This window comes from Niallia sp. FSL W8-1348 (assembly GCF_038006745.1).
In the GTDB taxonomy this organism is placed as follows: Bacteria; Bacillota; Bacilli; order Bacillales; family Cytobacillaceae; genus Niallia; species Niallia alba.
The window spans coordinates 1,239,580-1,257,387 of sequence record NZ_JBBOVV010000001.1 but is presented as its reverse complement, the minus strand read 5'-3'; the positions used below and the strand labels follow the sequence as shown (position 1 = coordinate 1,257,387).

Annotated in this window: 15 protein-coding genes; all 15 read left to right on the top strand. The window is 36.9% G+C overall.

The annotated features are described in order from the left end of the window. Window positions 1–10 precede the first annotated feature (10 nt). The 15 genes from NST60_RS05935 to NST60_RS05865 all read left to right on the top strand — a co-directional run bounded on the left by NST60_RS05935 (window position 11) and on the right by NST60_RS05865 (window position 17,185). Window positions 11–736 (top strand): response regulator transcription factor, encoded by a 726-nt coding sequence (locus NST60_RS05935; protein ID WP_224427486.1) that lies wholly within the window; start codon window positions 11–13, stop codon window positions 734–736. Then, the gene (locus NST60_RS05930; protein ID WP_341098365.1) at window positions 733–2,133 is read left to right on the top strand and encodes a HAMP domain-containing sensor histidine kinase; all 1,401 of its coding nucleotides are present in this window, start codon (window positions 733–735) and stop codon (window positions 2,131–2,133) included. Before NST60_RS05935 ends, NST60_RS05930 begins: the two co-directional genes overlap by 4 nt. Window positions 2,134–2,320: 187 nt before the next feature. Continuing rightward, window positions 2,321–2,452 (top strand): YuzL family protein, encoded by a 132-nt coding sequence (locus tag NST60_RS05925; protein ID WP_101730444.1) that lies wholly within the window; start codon window positions 2,321–2,323, stop codon window positions 2,450–2,452. A 146-nt stretch (window positions 2,453–2,598) separates the two neighbouring features. Continuing rightward, complete coding sequence (locus NST60_RS05920; RefSeq protein WP_341098364.1) at window positions 2,599–2,988, top strand: DUF5412 domain-containing protein; 390 nt, start codon at window positions 2,599–2,601, stop codon at window positions 2,986–2,988. A gap of 121 nt (window positions 2,989–3,109) precedes the next feature. Then, window positions 3,110–3,562: a MarR family winged helix-turn-helix transcriptional regulator gene (locus NST60_RS05915; RefSeq protein ID WP_341098363.1), complete on the top strand. Its 453-nt coding sequence runs from the start codon at window positions 3,110–3,112 to the stop codon at window positions 3,560–3,562. Window positions 3,563–3,706: 144 nt separating this feature from the next. After that, window positions 3,707–4,645 carry a ring-cleaving dioxygenase gene (locus NST60_RS05910; protein ID WP_224427490.1) on the top strand — a complete coding sequence of 313 codons (939 nt, stop codon included), beginning with the start codon at window positions 3,707–3,709 and terminating at the stop codon, window positions 4,643–4,645. A gap of 19 nt (window positions 4,646–4,664) precedes the next feature. Continuing rightward, a complete protein-coding gene (locus NST60_RS05905; RefSeq protein WP_212121546.1) occupies window positions 4,665–5,276 on the top strand; it encodes a flavin reductase family protein in 612 nt (203 codons plus the stop codon). A gap of 22 nt (window positions 5,277–5,298) precedes the next feature. Further along, window positions 5,299–6,246 carry a ring-cleaving dioxygenase gene (locus tag NST60_RS05900; protein WP_254416256.1) on the top strand — a complete coding sequence of 316 codons (948 nt, stop codon included), beginning with the start codon at window positions 5,299–5,301 and terminating at the stop codon, window positions 6,244–6,246. Continuing rightward, window positions 6,243–6,854, top strand: a complete 612-nt coding sequence (locus NST60_RS05895) for an alpha/beta hydrolase (RefSeq protein WP_016204292.1) — start codon at window positions 6,243–6,245, stop codon at window positions 6,852–6,854. The genes NST60_RS05900 and NST60_RS05895 overlap by 4 nt, the downstream gene beginning before the upstream one ends. 278 nt (window positions 6,855–7,132) lie before the next feature. Further along, complete coding sequence (gene wrbA / locus NST60_RS05890) at window positions 7,133–7,744, top strand: NAD(P)H:quinone oxidoreductase (RefSeq protein WP_016204291.1); 612 nt, start codon at window positions 7,133–7,135, stop codon at window positions 7,742–7,744. A gap of 528 nt (window positions 7,745–8,272) precedes the next feature. Beyond that, window positions 8,273–9,529 (top strand): YeeE/YedE family protein, encoded by a 1,257-nt coding sequence (locus NST60_RS05885; protein WP_212121552.1) that lies wholly within the window; start codon window positions 8,273–8,275, stop codon window positions 9,527–9,529. A 692-nt stretch (window positions 9,530–10,221) separates the two neighbouring features. Next, entirely contained in the window at window positions 10,222–10,746 is a 525-nt protein-coding gene (locus NST60_RS05880) for a YceI family protein (protein ID WP_016204289.1), read from the top strand. A gap of 634 nt (window positions 10,747–11,380) precedes the next feature. Continuing rightward, on the top strand, window positions 11,381–12,535 hold the full coding sequence (locus NST60_RS05875) for a Gfo/Idh/MocA family protein (RefSeq protein WP_224428457.1): 1,155 nt from the start codon (window positions 11,381–11,383) through the stop codon (window positions 12,533–12,535). Window positions 12,536–12,597: 62 nt separating this feature from the next. Beyond that, window positions 12,598–13,674, top strand: a complete 1,077-nt coding sequence (locus tag NST60_RS05870) for a Gfo/Idh/MocA family protein (RefSeq protein WP_016204287.1) — start codon at window positions 12,598–12,600, stop codon at window positions 13,672–13,674. A gap of 88 nt (window positions 13,675–13,762) precedes the next feature. Further along, on the top strand, window positions 13,763–17,185 hold the full coding sequence (locus tag NST60_RS05865) for a glycoside hydrolase family 2 TIM barrel-domain containing protein (protein ID WP_341098360.1): 3,423 nt from the start codon (window positions 13,763–13,765) through the stop codon (window positions 17,183–17,185). Window positions 17,186–17,808 lie beyond the last annotated feature (623 nt).

Genomic DNA, 17,808 nt, shown 5'->3' with positions numbered 1-17,808 from the left:
ATAAAAAAATATGTCATTAACAGGACTAGCAGAAAAGAAAATATTATTAGTAGATGATGAAGTCGATATTTTAAATTTGTTAGAAACCGTATTGCGAAAGGATGGCTTTCAACGAATTGAAAAAGCAACGACTGGTCAAACGGGAATCAGTCTTTGTGAGAAGTTTAATCCAGATATTATTGTCCTCGATATTATGCTTCCTGACATCGAGGGCTATGAGGTTTGTCAAAAGATGCGTGAGATAACCTTTGCACCAATAATTTTTCTATCGGCAAAATCAGAGGAAATTGATAAACTGCTCGGACTTGGAATAGGTGGTGATGATTATGTCACGAAACCTTTTAGTACAAAAGAATTAGTGTTTCGCATCAAGGCTCAATTGCGGAGAAACCAATATATGGTCCAAAGTCGACACCTGGACGGAAAGATAACGTTTGGGAATATCCTTATTTCGCCAAATACAGGGGAAGTGAAAAAAGGAGAAAATCCAATTACGTTAACAGCTAAAGAGCTACAGTTATTGGTTTATTTGGCAAAACACCCAAATCAGATTTTTAGCAAAAGTAAAATTTGTGAAGCCGTTTGGGGAGAAGACTTTATTGGTCTTGATAATACGATTATGGTCCATATTCGCAGGCTTCGGGAAAAGATTGAAGAGGATCCAAGTAATCCTAAATGGATTAAAACAGTTAAAGGGCTTGGCTATAAGCTGCAGGTTAGAGGAAATGAAGGATGAAGTGGAAGATTACAACACAGTTTCTTGTTTTTATGATTTTAAGTTTACTACTCTCCATTTTTGTTTTTCTCCTGTTTAATGTATTTTTTCTCTATAGTAACTACTTTGGAAAGGACCGTATATTCCCGTATCAGAATCCAACTTATTATACCTTAGATTTTGCAAACAATATTCAAGTGAAGAATGAAGAGGTTTCCATTCCTGATTCTAAGTTGGGGGATTTAGAAGAAGGACATATTTGGATTCAGGTTTTGGATGAGAATGGGACGGAAATATACAGTCATTCTAAACCAGAGAAAGTTCCTACCCATTATACTCCTGCTGAATTAATCCACTACCATAAGTTTACGGGAGCACTAGAAAACTCCACTATATATATAGGGATGTTAGAAAAGGGAAATCGTAACTTGAGCTATATCATGGGATATCCAGAGAAAGTCATTGGAAAGGCTTATATCAATTATCGGACAGAAACACTTGTACGAGATGTTTTACTCACTATTGTTTCCATTGTACTAGTGGTAACATTAATTGCTTTAATATTTGGATACTTTTTTAGTAGACGACTAGCAAACCCAATCGTTCAGCTTGTTGAGGGAATTCAAAAGCTAGCGAAAGGGGACTTTTGGAGAAAAAATCAGGTAAAAGGTGTTTATAAAACTGTATTTGAGAATTTAAATAAATTATCAGATACCCTTCAATTCAATGAAGTCGAACACAGAAAATTGGAAAAGATAAGAGAAGAATGGATCACCAATATTACACATGATATAAAAACACCACTTTCTTCTATTAAAGGTTACTCGGAATTGCTGCAGGACTACGAGTTAGATAATATAGAAAAGAAACGATATGTTGATATTATCTTAAATAAATCAAATTATATTGAGCATTTAATTGATGATTTGAACCTAACCTATAAGTTAAAGGGCAATGCTTTTCCAGTGAAAAAGACAAAAGAGAATATTATCGATATAGTGAGAGAGTCTGTTATCCAAATTTTGAATCATCCTCTATATGAGGAAACAAACCTTGTTTTTTCAACAGAAATAGAACAATATTCATTTAGATGTGATAGAACGTTGATTCAACGTGCATTAATGAATTTAATCTATAATGCAATTGTTCATAATCCACCAGATACCTTTATTCAAGCTTCCATTTTTCAAGATACAGAACATATCAAAATTTTGATAGAGGATAATGGAAATGGAATTGAAGAAGGGGAACTAGAAAATTTATTTTCCCGCTACTATCGTGGAACAAATACAGGAGAATCTCATAAAGGGAGTGGCTTAGGATTAGCCATTGCTAAGGAGATAGTTGAAGCGCATGGCGGAAAGATTTTGGTAGAAAGTAAGTTGGGTGAAGGGACTAGGATTACGATTGTTTTTTAGAAAATATATTTTATTAATCGAAACGGTAAAAACGTTCTTTTATATATTACAGTTGTTTGCTTTATGCGTATGTAAAGTAATACGAATAACAGCAAATAAAGTTACAAAAGGATTTTTACAATTCTTTATACAACAATTCACATAACTTCATTTATTCAAGGAAAACTAGACAGTGGAGGTGAATTGAATGACAAATAGAAAAGCAGATCCATCAACAATTGGTTTAGGTGCTACACAACCTGAAGCTCAAGGAACAACTACGAAGGAAACAGGAAGAACGAAGGCTGATTCTTCTAGAAAAAAACAAAAGCGTTCTTAATACTTATGGATTGACTAAAGCAGGTGGAAAAAATTTCGCCTGTTTTTTTGGATGGGTATTCAGGATGTTTTTAATGAATCTCTACCTCCAAATAATGTATAATAAAGAAGGAATTTTTTGATAATATTCAATGCGGAGGAAACCACTTGAACACTAACCTATCTAACACAAACAAAAAAAGAAACAAAGGATTAACGGTTATTGTAATTAGTCTTATTCTTTTGGGCCTGATTGGATATGCAGTATATTGGGCATTTTACGATATGAATAGATTGCCAAAAGGGGAATACTTAACAGAAGAAACCTCTTCAGATGGCACTTACACCTTAAAAGCTTATCTCGTAAATGGTGGTGCTACTACTTCCTATGCAATTCGCGGGGAACTTGTATTGAATAATAAAGATAATAAGACCAAAAATGTTTATTGGAATAATAACGAAGAAACAGCGACTATTGAATGGACAGATAAAAATACAGTAGTGGTGAATGGTCATACACTTCATGCTCCAAAAGAAAGATTTGATTATAGAAAATAATCATAAGCTTAAATTAATAGTGCGTAGAATAATTGTAGTGTTTTAATAAAACCAGTTGACATGTACAAATAAACTGTTATATAATTATCTCGAATTCAAGATAATTGAAAGGATGATTATCATGGATAATAAGGAATTATTAAGTGAAGAGGATTTATCTTTAAAGGTCTTCGTCGTTTTATCGAGGGCTTTGCAATCAATAAAGAAACAAGTAGAAGAAGATATAAGGTGTCTTGGATTAAACCCTACAGAGTTTTCTGTTTTGGAATTAATCTACAGCAAAGGGGATCAGCCGATTCAAAAGATTGGAGAAAAAATCCTCCTTGCAAGTAGCAGTATTACTTATGTTGTAGATAAATTAGAGCATAAAAACTTAATCAGGAGAAAGCCATGTCCTAAAGATCGTCGGATTACTTATGTGGTTATTACCAAACAAGGAACCGAACTAATGGATAAAGTCTTCCCAAAGCATAAGATAGCGATGAGAGAGATATGTGGGGGTTTAGATACGAATGAGAAAGAAATGCTAATTGAGCAGTTAAAAAAACTAGGTCTTCATGCACAAAGCATGTAATTTTTTTAAAACAATATCTCGAATTAATAATATTTTAATTCGTAATAATAGGTGAACTATAAAAATCATACAAATGATTTTCTAACAATTATCTAATATTAAGTAATAATGCAGAGTTTATTAAGGAATAGGAGTGGAAGGAAAATGACGAAAAAAACAAGTGGAATTCACCATATTACAGCAATTGTAGGCCATCCTCAAGAGAATGTTGATTTCTATGCAGGTGTGTTAGGATTACGTTTAGTAAAACAAACTGTCAATTTTGATGATCCAGGAACATACCATTTATATTTTGGAGATGAAGGCGGGAATCCCGGAACGATTATTACTTTCTTTCCATGGGTAGGAGCACGTCAAGGAATTATTGGAGATGGGCAAGTTGGCGTAACTTCTTATGTTGTTCCTAAAGGAGCACTTACATTTTGGGAGAATAGATTAGCGAAATTTAATATATCTTTCACAAAAACGGAACGCTTTGGTGAAAAATACTTGGAATTTGCTGATCCCGATGGATTACTACTAGAAATTGTGGAAAGAGAAGAAGGAAAGAATAATAGCTGGCAGTTTGGTGAAGTAACATCAGAAAACGCAATTAAAGGTTTTGGCGGCGCAACACTTTTATCAAAACAACCAGAAAAAACGGCAGAACTTTTAGAAAACGTGATGGGCTTTGAAAAAGTTGGGAAAGAAGGAGAGTATGTTCGATTCCGTTCTTTCAGCGATATCGGCAATGTCATTGATTTAAAATGGACTACTAGTGGTAGTGGAGCAATGGGGGTTGGAACAGTTCATCATATTGCCTTTAGAGCAGTGGATGATCATGATCAATTAGATTGGCAAAAGCATGTTTCACAAAATGGATATCATGTTACACCTGTTCAGGATCGAAATTATTTTAACGCCATCTATTTTAGAGAGCATGGAGAAATTCTCTTTGAAATTGCAACAGATCCTCCGGGATTTGCGATTGATGAATCCCAAGAAACAATGGGAGAAAAATTAATGTTGCCAACTCAATATGAGCAGTATAGAGAACAGCTTGAACGTAGATTAATACCAATTGACGTAAGAAATCTCGACTAACTTTGTAAAGGATGATTTGATGCAGTCTATTGATCCGAAAATTATTTCAGAAAGAGATAATTATAAATTTCTGATTGGAAGCATAATTCCTAGGCCAATTGCCTTTGTTACTAGCTTATCGGAAGAAGGCGTCTTAAATGGAGCTCCGTTTAGCTACTTTAATATTGTGTCGTCTAATCCGCCATTGGTTTCATTATCTATCCAGCGCTCCAATGGGAAGCAAAAGGATACAGCGAGAAATATTTTAAGTAAGAAGGAATTTGTTATTCACATTGTAGATGAACAAAATGTTGATAAAATCAATCAAACTGCAGCAAATCTTTCTCCAAGTCAAAGTGAAATTAAGCTAGCGGGGTTAACGCCTATTGATAGTAGTGAAATTTCTGTACCTGGTGTAAAAGAAGCAAAAATTCGTATGGAATGTGTATTGGAACACTCATTAGAATTGGGAGGGGCAGATGCCCTTCCAGGATGTGATTTTCTGATTGGAAGAGTAGTACTTTACCACATCGACAGTAATCTTTACGAAAATGGCAGAATTGATCCACGAGGATTAGCTCCAGTCAGCAGGTTAGCTGGAAATGACTATGCAAAAATCGGTGAAATGTTTACGAAAGAAAGACCACAATAATCCTTTGATTGGAGAGGATAGTATGCAGAAAACGGCAGGGATACATCATATTTCAGCAATGGTTAATGATGCTCAAAAAAATATCGATTTTTATGCTAGTATTCTTGGTCTAAGAATGGTAAAAAAGACGATTAACTTTGATCGTCCTGAAGTATATCATCTTTATTTTGGGAATGAAGCAGGAACGCCAGGAACCGTGATTACTTTCTTTCCGTGGGAAAAACAGCTGAAAGGTAGAATTGGCACAGGACAGGTCGGTGTTACAAGTTATGTCATTCCTCATGGTACTAGTGAATTTTGGAAGAATCGTCTTCATCGTCATGGTGTGAAAGTGGAAAGTGTTATTAGATTTGACGAAAATTATTTGCAATTTGTTGATCCAGATGGACTTCAAATCGAATTGGTGGAAAGAAAGGATGGCCCAATAAATAATTGGGCAATAGGAGATATTAATCCATCTGTTGCTATTAAAGGATTTGGCGGGGCAACTTTAAATTCTGCTCAACCTAGCAAAACAGCAGAAGTACTAGAAAATATATTAGGTCTAAAATATGTGGGAGAAGATGCAGGGTATCTTCGTTTCTCAACAGAGGCGCAGATAGGCAATGTGATTGATATAAAATTGACCCCATCTGTTCGCGGTCTCATGGGAGCAGGAACAGTCCATCACATTGCTTGGCGAGCGAGAGACATGGAAGAGCTTCAGCAATGGAGATCGTCTCTATTAGAAAAAGGCTATTATCCAACTGAGATCAAAGACCGGAACTATTTTAAGGCACTATATTTTCATGAAGAAGGTGGGATTCTTTTTGAGATTGCTACCGATGGTCCAGGATTTGCGGTAGATGAGCCAGTAAGCAATCTAGGAGAAAAGCTTATGCTGCCTGAGTGGCTAGAGGAAAAAAGAGAGGAACTAACAGCTGCATTGCCTAATGTTAACGTTAGAATTTTAGAGGAGGAGAAGGAATGAAGCATATTTTCAATAAAGGTAAAGATTCGAAAAAGCCAACATTATTGCTATTACATGGTACAGGCGGCACTGAATTAGATTTATTGCCTCTTGCTGGCATGATTGATGATGATGCAGCTGTATTAAGTGTTCGTGGAAATATTTTAGAAAATGGAATGCCCCGTTTTTTTAAGCGATTAGCTGAAGGTGTATTTGATGAGGAAGATTTAATTTTCCGTACACAGGAATTAAATGAATTTCTTGATGAAGCTGCTAAAGAATATGAGTTTGATCGAAATAATGTAATTGCCATTGGATATTCTAATGGTGCTAATATTGCAGCGAGCTTACTATTCCACTATCAGGATGCATTGAAAGCAGCTATTCTTCATCATCCAATGGTTCCAAGAAGAGGGATTATACTTCCTGATTTAACAGGAAAAGCAGTATTTATTGCAGCGGGGACAAATGATCCAATTTGTTCACCAGAAGAATCAAACGAATTACAATCAATGCTTGCAAAAGCAAATGCTAATGTTGAAATGCATTGGGAAAACAGAGGCCATCAATTAACAGCTGAAGAAGTAGAAGCAGCTGGCAAATGGTATTCTGCAATAACGAATAGATAATTTATTTAGGCTGTCGGATAAAAGCAATAAATTTTACGAAACCAGCCTTTATTTAAAAGAAAAAACAATTATAAAGAAAATTTCCATGAGCGGGGGTTTACTGCCCGTCAAGAGTGGGATAAATTTCAATTAATAGGGAATAAAAAGAACAGCAACATTGGAAAAATACGTATTCAGTGAAGGTAGTTCTTATAAGTTCCCGAGCATAATAAATAAAAGCAGGTGTACTTATGGGGTTTTTAGACAAATTATTTAAGAAATCAAAGGAGATGGAAACTATGTCAAATGTTAAAGTAGCAGTAGTTTTTTATAGTATGGGTGGAACAAACTATCAATTAGCACAATGGGCTGCAGAAGGTGCAAAAGAAGCAGGCGCAGAAGTGAAAGTAGTAAAAGTACAAGAATTAGCACCACAATCTGTTGTCGACAGCAATGAAGTATGGAAATCAACAGTTGAAGCAACAAAAGATGTACCAGTTGCAACATCAGAAGATATTGAGTGGGCAGATGCTATTATTTTCAGTGTTCCTACACGTTTTGGTACAATGCCATCTCAAATGAAGCAATTCATTGATTTACAAGGCGGACTTTGGGCAACAGGAAAAACAGTGAACAAAGTAGTAAGTGCGATGACTTCAGCACAAAATCCACATGGTGGACAAGAAGCAACACTATTATCTTTATACACTTCCATGATGCATTGGGGTGCTATTATCGCTACTCCAGGATACACTGATCCTGTCCTTTTCGGAGCAGGCGGAAACCCTTATGGAACAAGTGTAACAGTTGGACAAGATGGGAAAATGATTGAAGACGTGCAAGGCGCTGTGAAGCACCAAGCTAAACGTACTGTTACAGTTGCAGAATGGGTTAAAAAGGGAAATGAATAATAGCTAAGAAAAGGCAATTCGATTAAGAGAAGCTGGAGCATAAGTATTTTCAACCAAATAACCCCGAACATTATACGTACATGCTAAGAAAAGTTCGTATAATTGTTTGGGGTTTTATTCATTTTAAGAAAGAAGGTTTGTGGTGATCACCCGCAGCCTGAATACACTTCGCTTTCCATGGGGCGAGCGCCAAGCCTCCTCGTTCCTGCGGGGTCTTGGACTTTCTCGCAGCTCCCATAGGAGTCTACGTGTATTCAGGCTGCTTCGTATTTCCTACTAATTATATTTTCTTTTAAAAAATGATGGAATGAGTTGGTTTCGCTACTAAATGAGAGATTGTTCGTCTTTAGCTATTATATATTTTGTTTTGTCCCAGCTTCTTTATTCATTTTTCGATAAGTTTAAATGTAAAGGTTTACGTAGTATAAACTGTCAAAAAGAAAGATTTTCTTATTGACACTACCTCAAAATAACTTTAAGATGAAAAAAGTAAATCCGACTATATTAATAGGGAAAGGGTGTTTAGGAGTGGAAACTTCAGCAAATGTTCAATCGGTTCAAATAGCAAAGAGTCTTGAAGAACAGCCCAAAGGATTAAAGGCTCCACAGATGCCTTTAATCATCGGTGGACTTATTGTTGCAGCAATTCTACTAGTCTACTTAATCGTGACACAACAGAGTATGCAACCTATATTATTGGTATTAGGTCTTTTACTTGGTTATACATTGTTTCATGCTCGTTTTGGTTTCACGTCAGCATTTCGCAGACTTGCATCTGTAGGGAATGGGCAAGCATTGCGTGCCCATATGCTAATGCTTGCAGTGGCAGTAACCCTTTTTGCACCAATTTTAGCATATGGCATTTCATTTTTTGGAACAGGAGCAACTGGATATGTATCACCAGTTGGCGTTAGTCTTGTTGTTGGTGCCTTTATGTTTGGTATCGGCATGCAGCTAGGCGGCGGATGTGCGTCTGGTACATTGTATGCAGTAGGTGGTGGACGTTCTGTTGCGTTTGTGACATTATTATTCTTTATCATTGGTTCAACGATTGGGGCAGCCCATTTAACATTTTGGACGCAAGAATTACCATCATTTAAACCCATTTCATTAGCAACCTCTACAGGTCTTGGCTATGGTGGAGCTTGGCTAGTATCGATCATATTATTTGGTTTAATTGCATGGATTACATTAGTGATTGAAAGAAAAAGAAAAGCACCAAAAATGGCTCCACTTCCAACCACAACAGGCTGGAAACGAATTTTCCGTGGTTCTTGGCCATTGTTTGCAGCAGCAGTCGTGTTAGCTGTACTTAATGCTTTAACATTGATGACACGTGGTACTCCATGGGGAATTACATCTGCTTTTGCTTTATGGGGCTCTAAAGTAGCACAATTCTTTGGAATGGATGTAGCAAGTTGGGGATTCTGGCAAGGGGCAAATGCCCAAGCTTTAGAAGCTTCTATTTTTGCAGACTCGACAACTATTTTAAACTTTGGTGTAATCCTTGGTGCATTTTTAGCATCAGCAGCAGGCGGTCTATTTAAATTCTCAAAAGTAACGGTTGGAAATGTGCTTGCTTCCATCATCGGTGGGTTATTAATGGGCTATGGATCACGTCTAGCATTTGGATGTAATGTAGGTGCATACTTTGGTGGTATCGCATCTTTCAGTGTACATGGTTACGTATGGGGAATTCTAGCATTAGCTGGTACGTTTGTAGCCTTGTATCTTCGTCCATTATTTGGACTTTCTGTACCAAAATCAAAAGATACATTCTGTTAATAAAAGGCTGTTTTCTAAAGGATTGTTGTTTTTTAATCGAAAAAAAGAATTAGTTGGAATAATGGAATGGAGCAGCCGGAATACACGTAGACGCCACGGGGATTAGCGAGACAGTCTGAGACCCCAGTTCAAAGCTGAGGAGGGTTAAGCTTAGCTCCACGGAAAGCGGGGTGTATTCCAGCTGCGGGTTATCGCAACAAACTTTACGAAAACTGCCTAATAAAAAAGTAGGTTATCGACTCTGTTGATACCTACTTTTTTTATTTATCTGTAATAGGTAAAAGTAGTTTCCTATCGTTTATCAAAAGCAAGTATAGTAACGATTTTATCGAAAACAAGTTTAATAGAGCATGTACGCAATGCTGTTGGTTGGCGATTTTTTTAATTATCATTTTTACATAAGAAATACAAATACTTAATGAGTGAAGAGGAGAAATGGTTATAAGATAAATTTATAAAGTTACAGAATTTCTTACCAAAATTTAATAAAAAAATTTTTTACTTAAGTATGGACAAAACAAAAAGATGTGTGTAAAATTATCTTTAATTAGAGATAATTTATTTCAAAGTATTTTTCGGTAGAAAAATCTCTAATCAGTTTGCCTTGAATAGAAACAAAAATCGAGGGAGACTAATTTTTTGAATAAATATCTTGAATTCAAAATAAAAAAGGAAAATGGAGGAATTTTAAAATGGCAAAATGGACAGTAGATCAATCACATTCTAGCGTAGGGTTCGAAGTAAAACATATGATGGTTTCAAAGGTAAAGGGGCAATTTAACTCTTATACAGCAGACGTAGAAGCTGCAGATTTAACAGACCTAACAACAGCTAGCATTGCATTTAAATTTGAAGTAGCAAGCATTAATACACATAGCGAAGATCGCGACAATCACTTAAAATCAGCTGACTTCTTTGATGTAGAAAAATACCCAACAATTGATTTTAAATCCACATCTATTACAAAAGATGGAGATGACTTTAAAGTAACAGGAGATTTAACAATTAAAGATGTTACGAAACCAGTAACATTTGACGTAGAATTCGGTGGAAAAGGCACAAACCCATGGGGTGTAGAAGTTTACGGTTTTGAAGGGGAAGCAAAAATCAACCGTGAAGACTTCGGACTTACTTGGAACGCAGTATTAGAATCAGGTGGCGTACTAGTAGGAAAAGACATCAAAATTAAAGTAGAATTAGAAGTAAACCCAGCATAAGGAATCGGAGGGACGGTTCGAGACCACTGAAAAAGTCTTTTTTTCGTGCGGGATTAAGAGCAAGCATATTCGAAAGTGAAAATAAGGTTGGTTTGGAGAGGCGTCCGCTCGCCCCATGGAAAGCGAGCGGACGCCTCGGAAAACAAATCCATCATCTTATGTTTAAAAAGTGGCTATTGCCCATCATCATTAACTAGCCAGTTTTTCAGTGCCCACGGACGGTTCTTATGTATCCAATAGGATGCGTGAGATTCGTCCCTTTTTCATTAGAAGGTAAGAAAGGGGTTACATTTTACTTGAAAAGAAACTCAATTCTTCCTATAATAAATAGTCGAAGCACATATATTTTAACAGATTAATAGGAAGAAATGTAACCGTTAACAATTTGATAATTCCACAAAATAAAACTCGTTTAAGAACGATTCAGAAAAGGTGGTGAATAGAAGAAGCATTCCGTAATCTCTAAGCCAAGAGCTATCTAAATTTCCGTTCTTTATTATTTTCCTCCCTTATACAAGTTTACTATTTTTATTCCCAACAAGAATTACTAAACAAGTCGATCCATTCCAGTAAAGCAACTAGTTTTCCTTCATAAAAATGTCATTATACTCAAATAAAAGGAAGTGTCTGCATATTGATTAACATAGCTATCATTGGCACAGGTGCAATTTCTAATTCTCACGTAAAGGGATATTTGCAGTTTAAGGATGAGTGTAAAATAGTTGCACTTTGTGACATTTATCCAGACAAAGCACATCAAAAGGCTAAGGACTATCAGTTAGATGTGGATATATATGATGATTATAAAGAGCTTTTAAACAGACCAGATATAGATTTAGTTTCTGTTTGTACTCCCCCTTATACACATGCTGAAATTTCAATTGCTGCGATGAATGCAGGAACGCATGTTTTAGTGGAAAAGCCAATGGCTTCTTCCCTAGAGGAATGTCATGCAATGAATGAGGCAGCGAAGAAAAATAAACGCATCTTATCGGTTGTTGCCCAAAATCGTTTTACTAATCCGATGATGAAATTGAAACAAGTATTGGATACAAAATTAATGGGACCAATTGTACATACACAGGTTGATTCTTATTGGTGGAGAGGCTATAGCTACTATGATTTATGGTGGAGAGGAACTTGGGAGAAAGAGGGTGGAGGTTGTACGTTAAATCATGCTGTTCATCATATCGATATTTTCCAATGGATGAATGGAATGCCAGCAGAAGTAACGGCTGTTGCAAGTAACGCTTCTCATGATAATGCAGAAGTTGAAGACATATCTATCGCCATCATGAAATATGACAATGGCGCTCTTGCCCAAATTACGAGCTCCGTCATTCATCATGGAGAGGAACAACAATTAATTTTCCAAGGGAAAAATGCTCGAGTATCTGCTCCTTGGAAGGTGAAAGCCTCTAAGTCAAAAGAGAATGGCTTTCCAGAAGATGATCCGCAATTAGCAGAACAAATTCAACAAGTATATGATCGTTTGCCATCCATTTCATATGAAGGGCATACTGGTCAAATCTATGACGTATTATTAGCAGTTAACGGGAAAAAGGATGTACTCATTGATGGGAAACAAGGTCAGCAAACTCTTGAGCTGATTACAGCTATTTATCAGGCTGCAAATACAGGTAAAACAGTCAAATTACCTTTAACAAAAGAAGATCCTTTTTTTACAAGAGAAGGAATTCTTACTCACGCAAAACATTTTTATGAAAAGAAAAATGTGGTGGAAAACTTTTCTGATAACACTATAACAACTGGCGGCAAGTATGAATAATCATTTAGTTGTTTCCTAAAATAGCTGAATAGAATTTTTAATCCGATAGAGGAGTGATTAGGATGAACAAAAAGGACGGAATGAACTACGCACCAGAAGGTAAGGTCAATAAAGTAGTAGATAAAGGTGAGTTTCTCTTTGCTGCCATTGGTCTTGACCATGGCCATATTTATGGAATGTGTAATGGATTAATAGAAGCAGGTGGAGAATTAGTAGCAGTCTATGATCCTGATGCACAAAAAGCAGCTGCCTTTTGTGAAAAATATCCGAGTGCTACTGTGGCAACGTCCGAGCAGGAAATTCTAGAAAATACAACTATCCATCTTATTGCAAGCGCATGCATACCAGTAGATCGCTGTGAGTTAGGGCTTCGTGTGTTAGATGCCGGAAAGCATTATTTTGCTGATAAGCCTGCATTTACAAAAAAGGAACAAGTAATCCTAGCTAGAAAAAAAGTCGCAGAAACAGGACTAAAATGGGGCATCTACTATAGTGAAAGATTACATGTAGAGAGTGCTATATTTGCAGGCCAATTAATTGAACAAGGAGCTATTGGGCGAGTGATTCAAGTAACAGGATTTGGCCCCCATCGTGCTAATCCAGAATCAAGACCAGATTGGTTCTTTGATCCAGCATATTTTGGCGGAATTCTTTGTGATATTGGAAGTCATCAAATTGAACAGTTCTTACATTATACAGGTGCAAAGGATGCAAAGGTATTGCACAGTAAAGTAGCGAACTATAGTTTTAAAGATCACCCAGAATTTGAGGATTTTGGGGATGCAACTCTTTTAGCAGACAACGGGGCGACGTTTTACTTCCGAGTGGATTGGTTTACACCAGATGGGTTAGGGACATGGGGAGATGGACGGGTACTTATCCTTGGAACAGAAGGTTATATCGAAGTAAGAAAGTATATTGATATAGCTCGAAGCAATTCATCAAACCACCTATACTTAGTAAACCAAGAGGGAGAGAAACACTTTGAGCTTTCAGGAAAAGTAGGCTATCCTTTCTTTGGTCAGTTCATTTTAGACTGCTTAAATGGAACCGAAAACGCAATGACCCAAGAACACGCATTCAAAGCGGCAGAACTATGTATCGAAGCTCAAGAGCAAGCTATAAAGATAACTGGGTAACAGAGGGAGGACGGTTCTTCTGCTTCTTTTTGAGAGCAAAGAACCGTCATCTCCTTAAAGAACCTAAATAAAAGGAGTCGCACATATAATGAATAGGAAAATGCTTTTTAATGACGGATGGGAATTTGCAAAAAGCGGTTTGGAAGTGACAGATAGTACTCATTTAGAATTTAAGCCAATTGATTTGCCACATGATTGGCTTATTTATAATACACTCGATCTCTATGAAACTAGCATTGGTTGGTATCGTAAACGATTTACTTATTCAAGGAAACAAACGGAGCAGGTATTGGTATGTTTTGATGGTGTGTATATGGATTCCTCTGTATATGTAAACAACAAGTTTGTTGGGGAGTGGAAAAATGGTTATTCCTCATTTGAACATGATATCACAGCTGCTATGGTCGATGGTGAAAATGATATCCTTGTAAAAGTAGTGTATGAAAGCCCTAATAGTCGATGGTATTCAGGAGCTGGGATTTATCGGAATGTCTGGCTTAAGACAAGAGATAAAAATCATCTAGTTACCGATGGAATTTACATTACCATGAATCAACAAGATAATCGTTGGCGTGTCGAAGTGGAGACAGAATTAGCGATTGATCAAGACGTGCACCTCATCCACTCTATTTTTTTCAAAAATCAAAGGTTAGCCATTTCCTCAGAAAAGGTGGAAGCAGAAACGGAAACAGCTGCTTCTAATAAACAAAGTCTCTTTGTCGATCATCCATTGCTTTGGAGCATAGATGAGCCACATTTATATCAGCTTAAAACAGAGTTGCAAATGATTTATCCTGAGTTAACGACAGTTGAAGCTGTTACCCAAAATATAGGCTTTCGAAGTATTGTTCTAGATGCCAAGCAGGGACTTCGCTTAAATGGCAAAAGAATGAAGCTAAATGGTGTTTGTGAACATCATGATTTAGGGGCATTAGGAGCTGCGTTTAATAAACAAGCTTTACAAAGAAGATTCGAAATATTAAAGGATATGGGCGTAAATGCGATTAGAACAGCCCACAATATGCCGGCAAAAGAGCTAATGGATTTAGCAGATGAGCTAGGATTTCTTGTCGTTTCAGAAGCATTTGATATGTGGGAAAGACCGAAGACTAAGTATGATTACGCGCGTTTCTTTAAAGAGTGGGCACCGATCGATATAAGAAGCTGGGTGAGGCGAGACCGAAATCATCCAAGTCTGTTAATGTGGAGTATTGGAAACGAAATATATGACACCCATGCAGACGAGAGAGGGCAAGAAATAACAAGGATGTTAATGGAGGAAGTACATAAGTATGATCCGAAGAACAATGCCTGGGTAACAATTGGTTCCAATTATATGCCATGGGAAAATGCACAAAAATGTGCGGATATTGTAAAAGTCGCAGGCTATAATTATGGGGAAAAATACTACCATAAGCATCATGAAGCACATCCAGATTGGATTATTTACGGAAGTGAAACTGCATCGGTTGTCCAAAGTAGGGGTATCTATCATTTTCCTTATGAAAAATCGATTCTCGCCGATGATGATGAACAATGTTCTGCACTTGGAAATAGTTCCACAAGCTGGGGGGCTCAGTCGACAGAAGCTTGTATTATAGCTGATAGAGATGCACCTTTTTCCCTTGGAACGTTTATTTGGACAGGATTCGACTATATCGGGGAGCCAACACCTTATCATACGAAAAATGCTTATTTTGGCCAAATCGACACAGCTACTTTAAAAAAGGACTCCTATTATATTTATCAAGCGGCATGGACAGATTACAGAAAAAAACCGATGGTACATCTTTTTCCTTATTGGGACTTTAGCGAAGGCCAAATGGTTGATGTACGCGTATCATCCAATGCTCCCAAAGTGGAATTGCAACTTAACGGGAAAACAATTGGTACCCATGTTATCGATCATAAACACGGGACAGACCTTGTAGGCTGGTGGAAAATCCCTTATGAAAAAGGGGAGCTAACAGCAATTGCCTATGATGATGCAGGTAATATAATCGCAACAGACACAAAAAAATCCTTCGGTGATGCGAAAAAAATTACTTTGAAAGCAGATAAGCAAAAACTAACTGCAAATGGTACGGATTTACTTTTTGTAGAAATTGGAACAGAGGATAAGGCTGGAAATCCAGTGGAAAATGCCACAAATCGTGTGTACGTAAACGTGACGGGTGCTGGCCGCCTAGTTGGCTTAGATAATGGAGATAGTACAGATTATGATCAATACAAAGGGGTAAGTAGAAGGCTGTTTAGTGGGAAGATGATGGCAATTATTGCAGCCACAACGGAACCTGGAAAAATTCAAATGGAGGTAACCTCTAAAGGACTAGAAAGTGAAATCTTAGCGTTTGAAAGCCTTCCAGCTAAGGAAAGCGTATTAATTGGTGTTTCCGCTACGATGAAAAATACAGATACACCAACTGTTATGGGGAAAGAAGAAGAAGTGCCCCTACGCAAAATTGAAATTATTAGTGAATCTGGGCAACTATTTGATGCAGCTAGAAAAGAGATGTTTATTACAGCCAAACTATTTCCGGAAGATACTTCTTATAGAGAACTAGAGTGGAGTGTTGTCAACGATGCTGGTATTGAATCAAATATAGCGAAAGTGGACGTGAATGGTGATAAAGTAAAAGTGACAGCCTTAGGTGATGGAGAGTTTCGTCTTCGTTGTACAAGCAAGAATGGTACGGATAAAACGAAGCTTATCTCTGAGCTCGAATATAAGGCGGTTGGTCTTGGAAAAGCGTATAAAGATCCATATGGATTTATCTCAGCAGGATTATATGACTATAGCAAAGGCGAAGTAACTAACGGGAATGAGCGTGGTGTTGCGACAAGTAGAGATGGTGAAACGCAAGTCGGGCTTCGTGAAATAGACTTTGGGAATTATGGGTCAGATAAAATCACTATACCGATTTTTGCCTTATCTGATGATGAATATTCCCTGCAAATTTGGGAGGGAATGCCTGATGAAGAGGGTAGCGAATTAGTAGCGGATGTTATTTATCAAAAACCATCAAAGTGGAATGTTTACCAGGAAGAAACATACCAGCTTTCCAAAAGGCTCCGTGGAATTAAATCGATTTGTTTTGTCTTCCGTCAAAAAGTCCATATAAAAGGCTTTTATTTTGAAAAGAAAAATCAAGCATTTGAACGTAATTATGCATCTGAATGCAATCATATTTATGGGGATACTTTCGAAATAAAAGAAAATAGTGTAGAAGGAATTGGGAACAATGTTTCCTTAACATTTGAATCATTCGATTTTACGGCAAGTGGAGCTACAAAGTTAATTATTTCTGGGAGATCGCCAATAGAAAAAAATACGATTCATGTTCGTTTTGCAAGTGACGAAGGTGACAGCAATCAAATGGTAGAGTTTCATAAGTCTGACGGTTATGAGGAACAAGCATTTGATTTGGAAAAAGTAATAGGGGTGCAAAAAGTTACCTTTGTATTTTTACCAGGAAGCAATTTTGATTTTGGCTGGTTCCAGTTTAAGTGATAGATTTTTAAAACGAAGCTTACCGTATGAATGAATTAGTACGGTGGGCTTTTTTTATTACTGAAAGCTGACAAGGTATTTTTAGAAGGAAAAAGTGGTGTTTATGAGGGGGATGAAAACCAGAAAAGCAGCAGAAGAAGGAAAAAGTGGTGTTCATAAAGGGGATGAAAACCAAAAAAGCAGTAGTAGAAGGAAAAAGTGGTGTTCATAAAGGGGATGAAAACCAAAAAAGCAGTAGTAGAAGGAAAAAGTGGTGTTCATAAAGGAGATGAAAACCAAAAAAGCAGTAGTAGAAGGAAAAAGTGGTGTTCATAAAGGAGATGAAAGCCAGAAAAGCAGTAGTAGAAGGAAAAAGTGGTGTTCATAAGGGGGATGAAAACCAAAAAAGCAGTAGTAGAAGGAAAAAGTGATGTTCATAAAGGAGATGAAAACCAAAAAAGCAGCAGAAGAAGGAAAAAGTGGTGTTCATAAAGGAGATGAAAGCCAGAAAAGCAACAGAAGAAGGAAAAAGTGGTGTTCATAAAGGGGATGAAAACCAAAAAAGCAGTAGTAGAAGGAAAAAGTGGTGTTCATAAAGGAGATGAAAGCCAGAAAAGCAGTAGTAGAAGGAAAAAGTGGTGTTC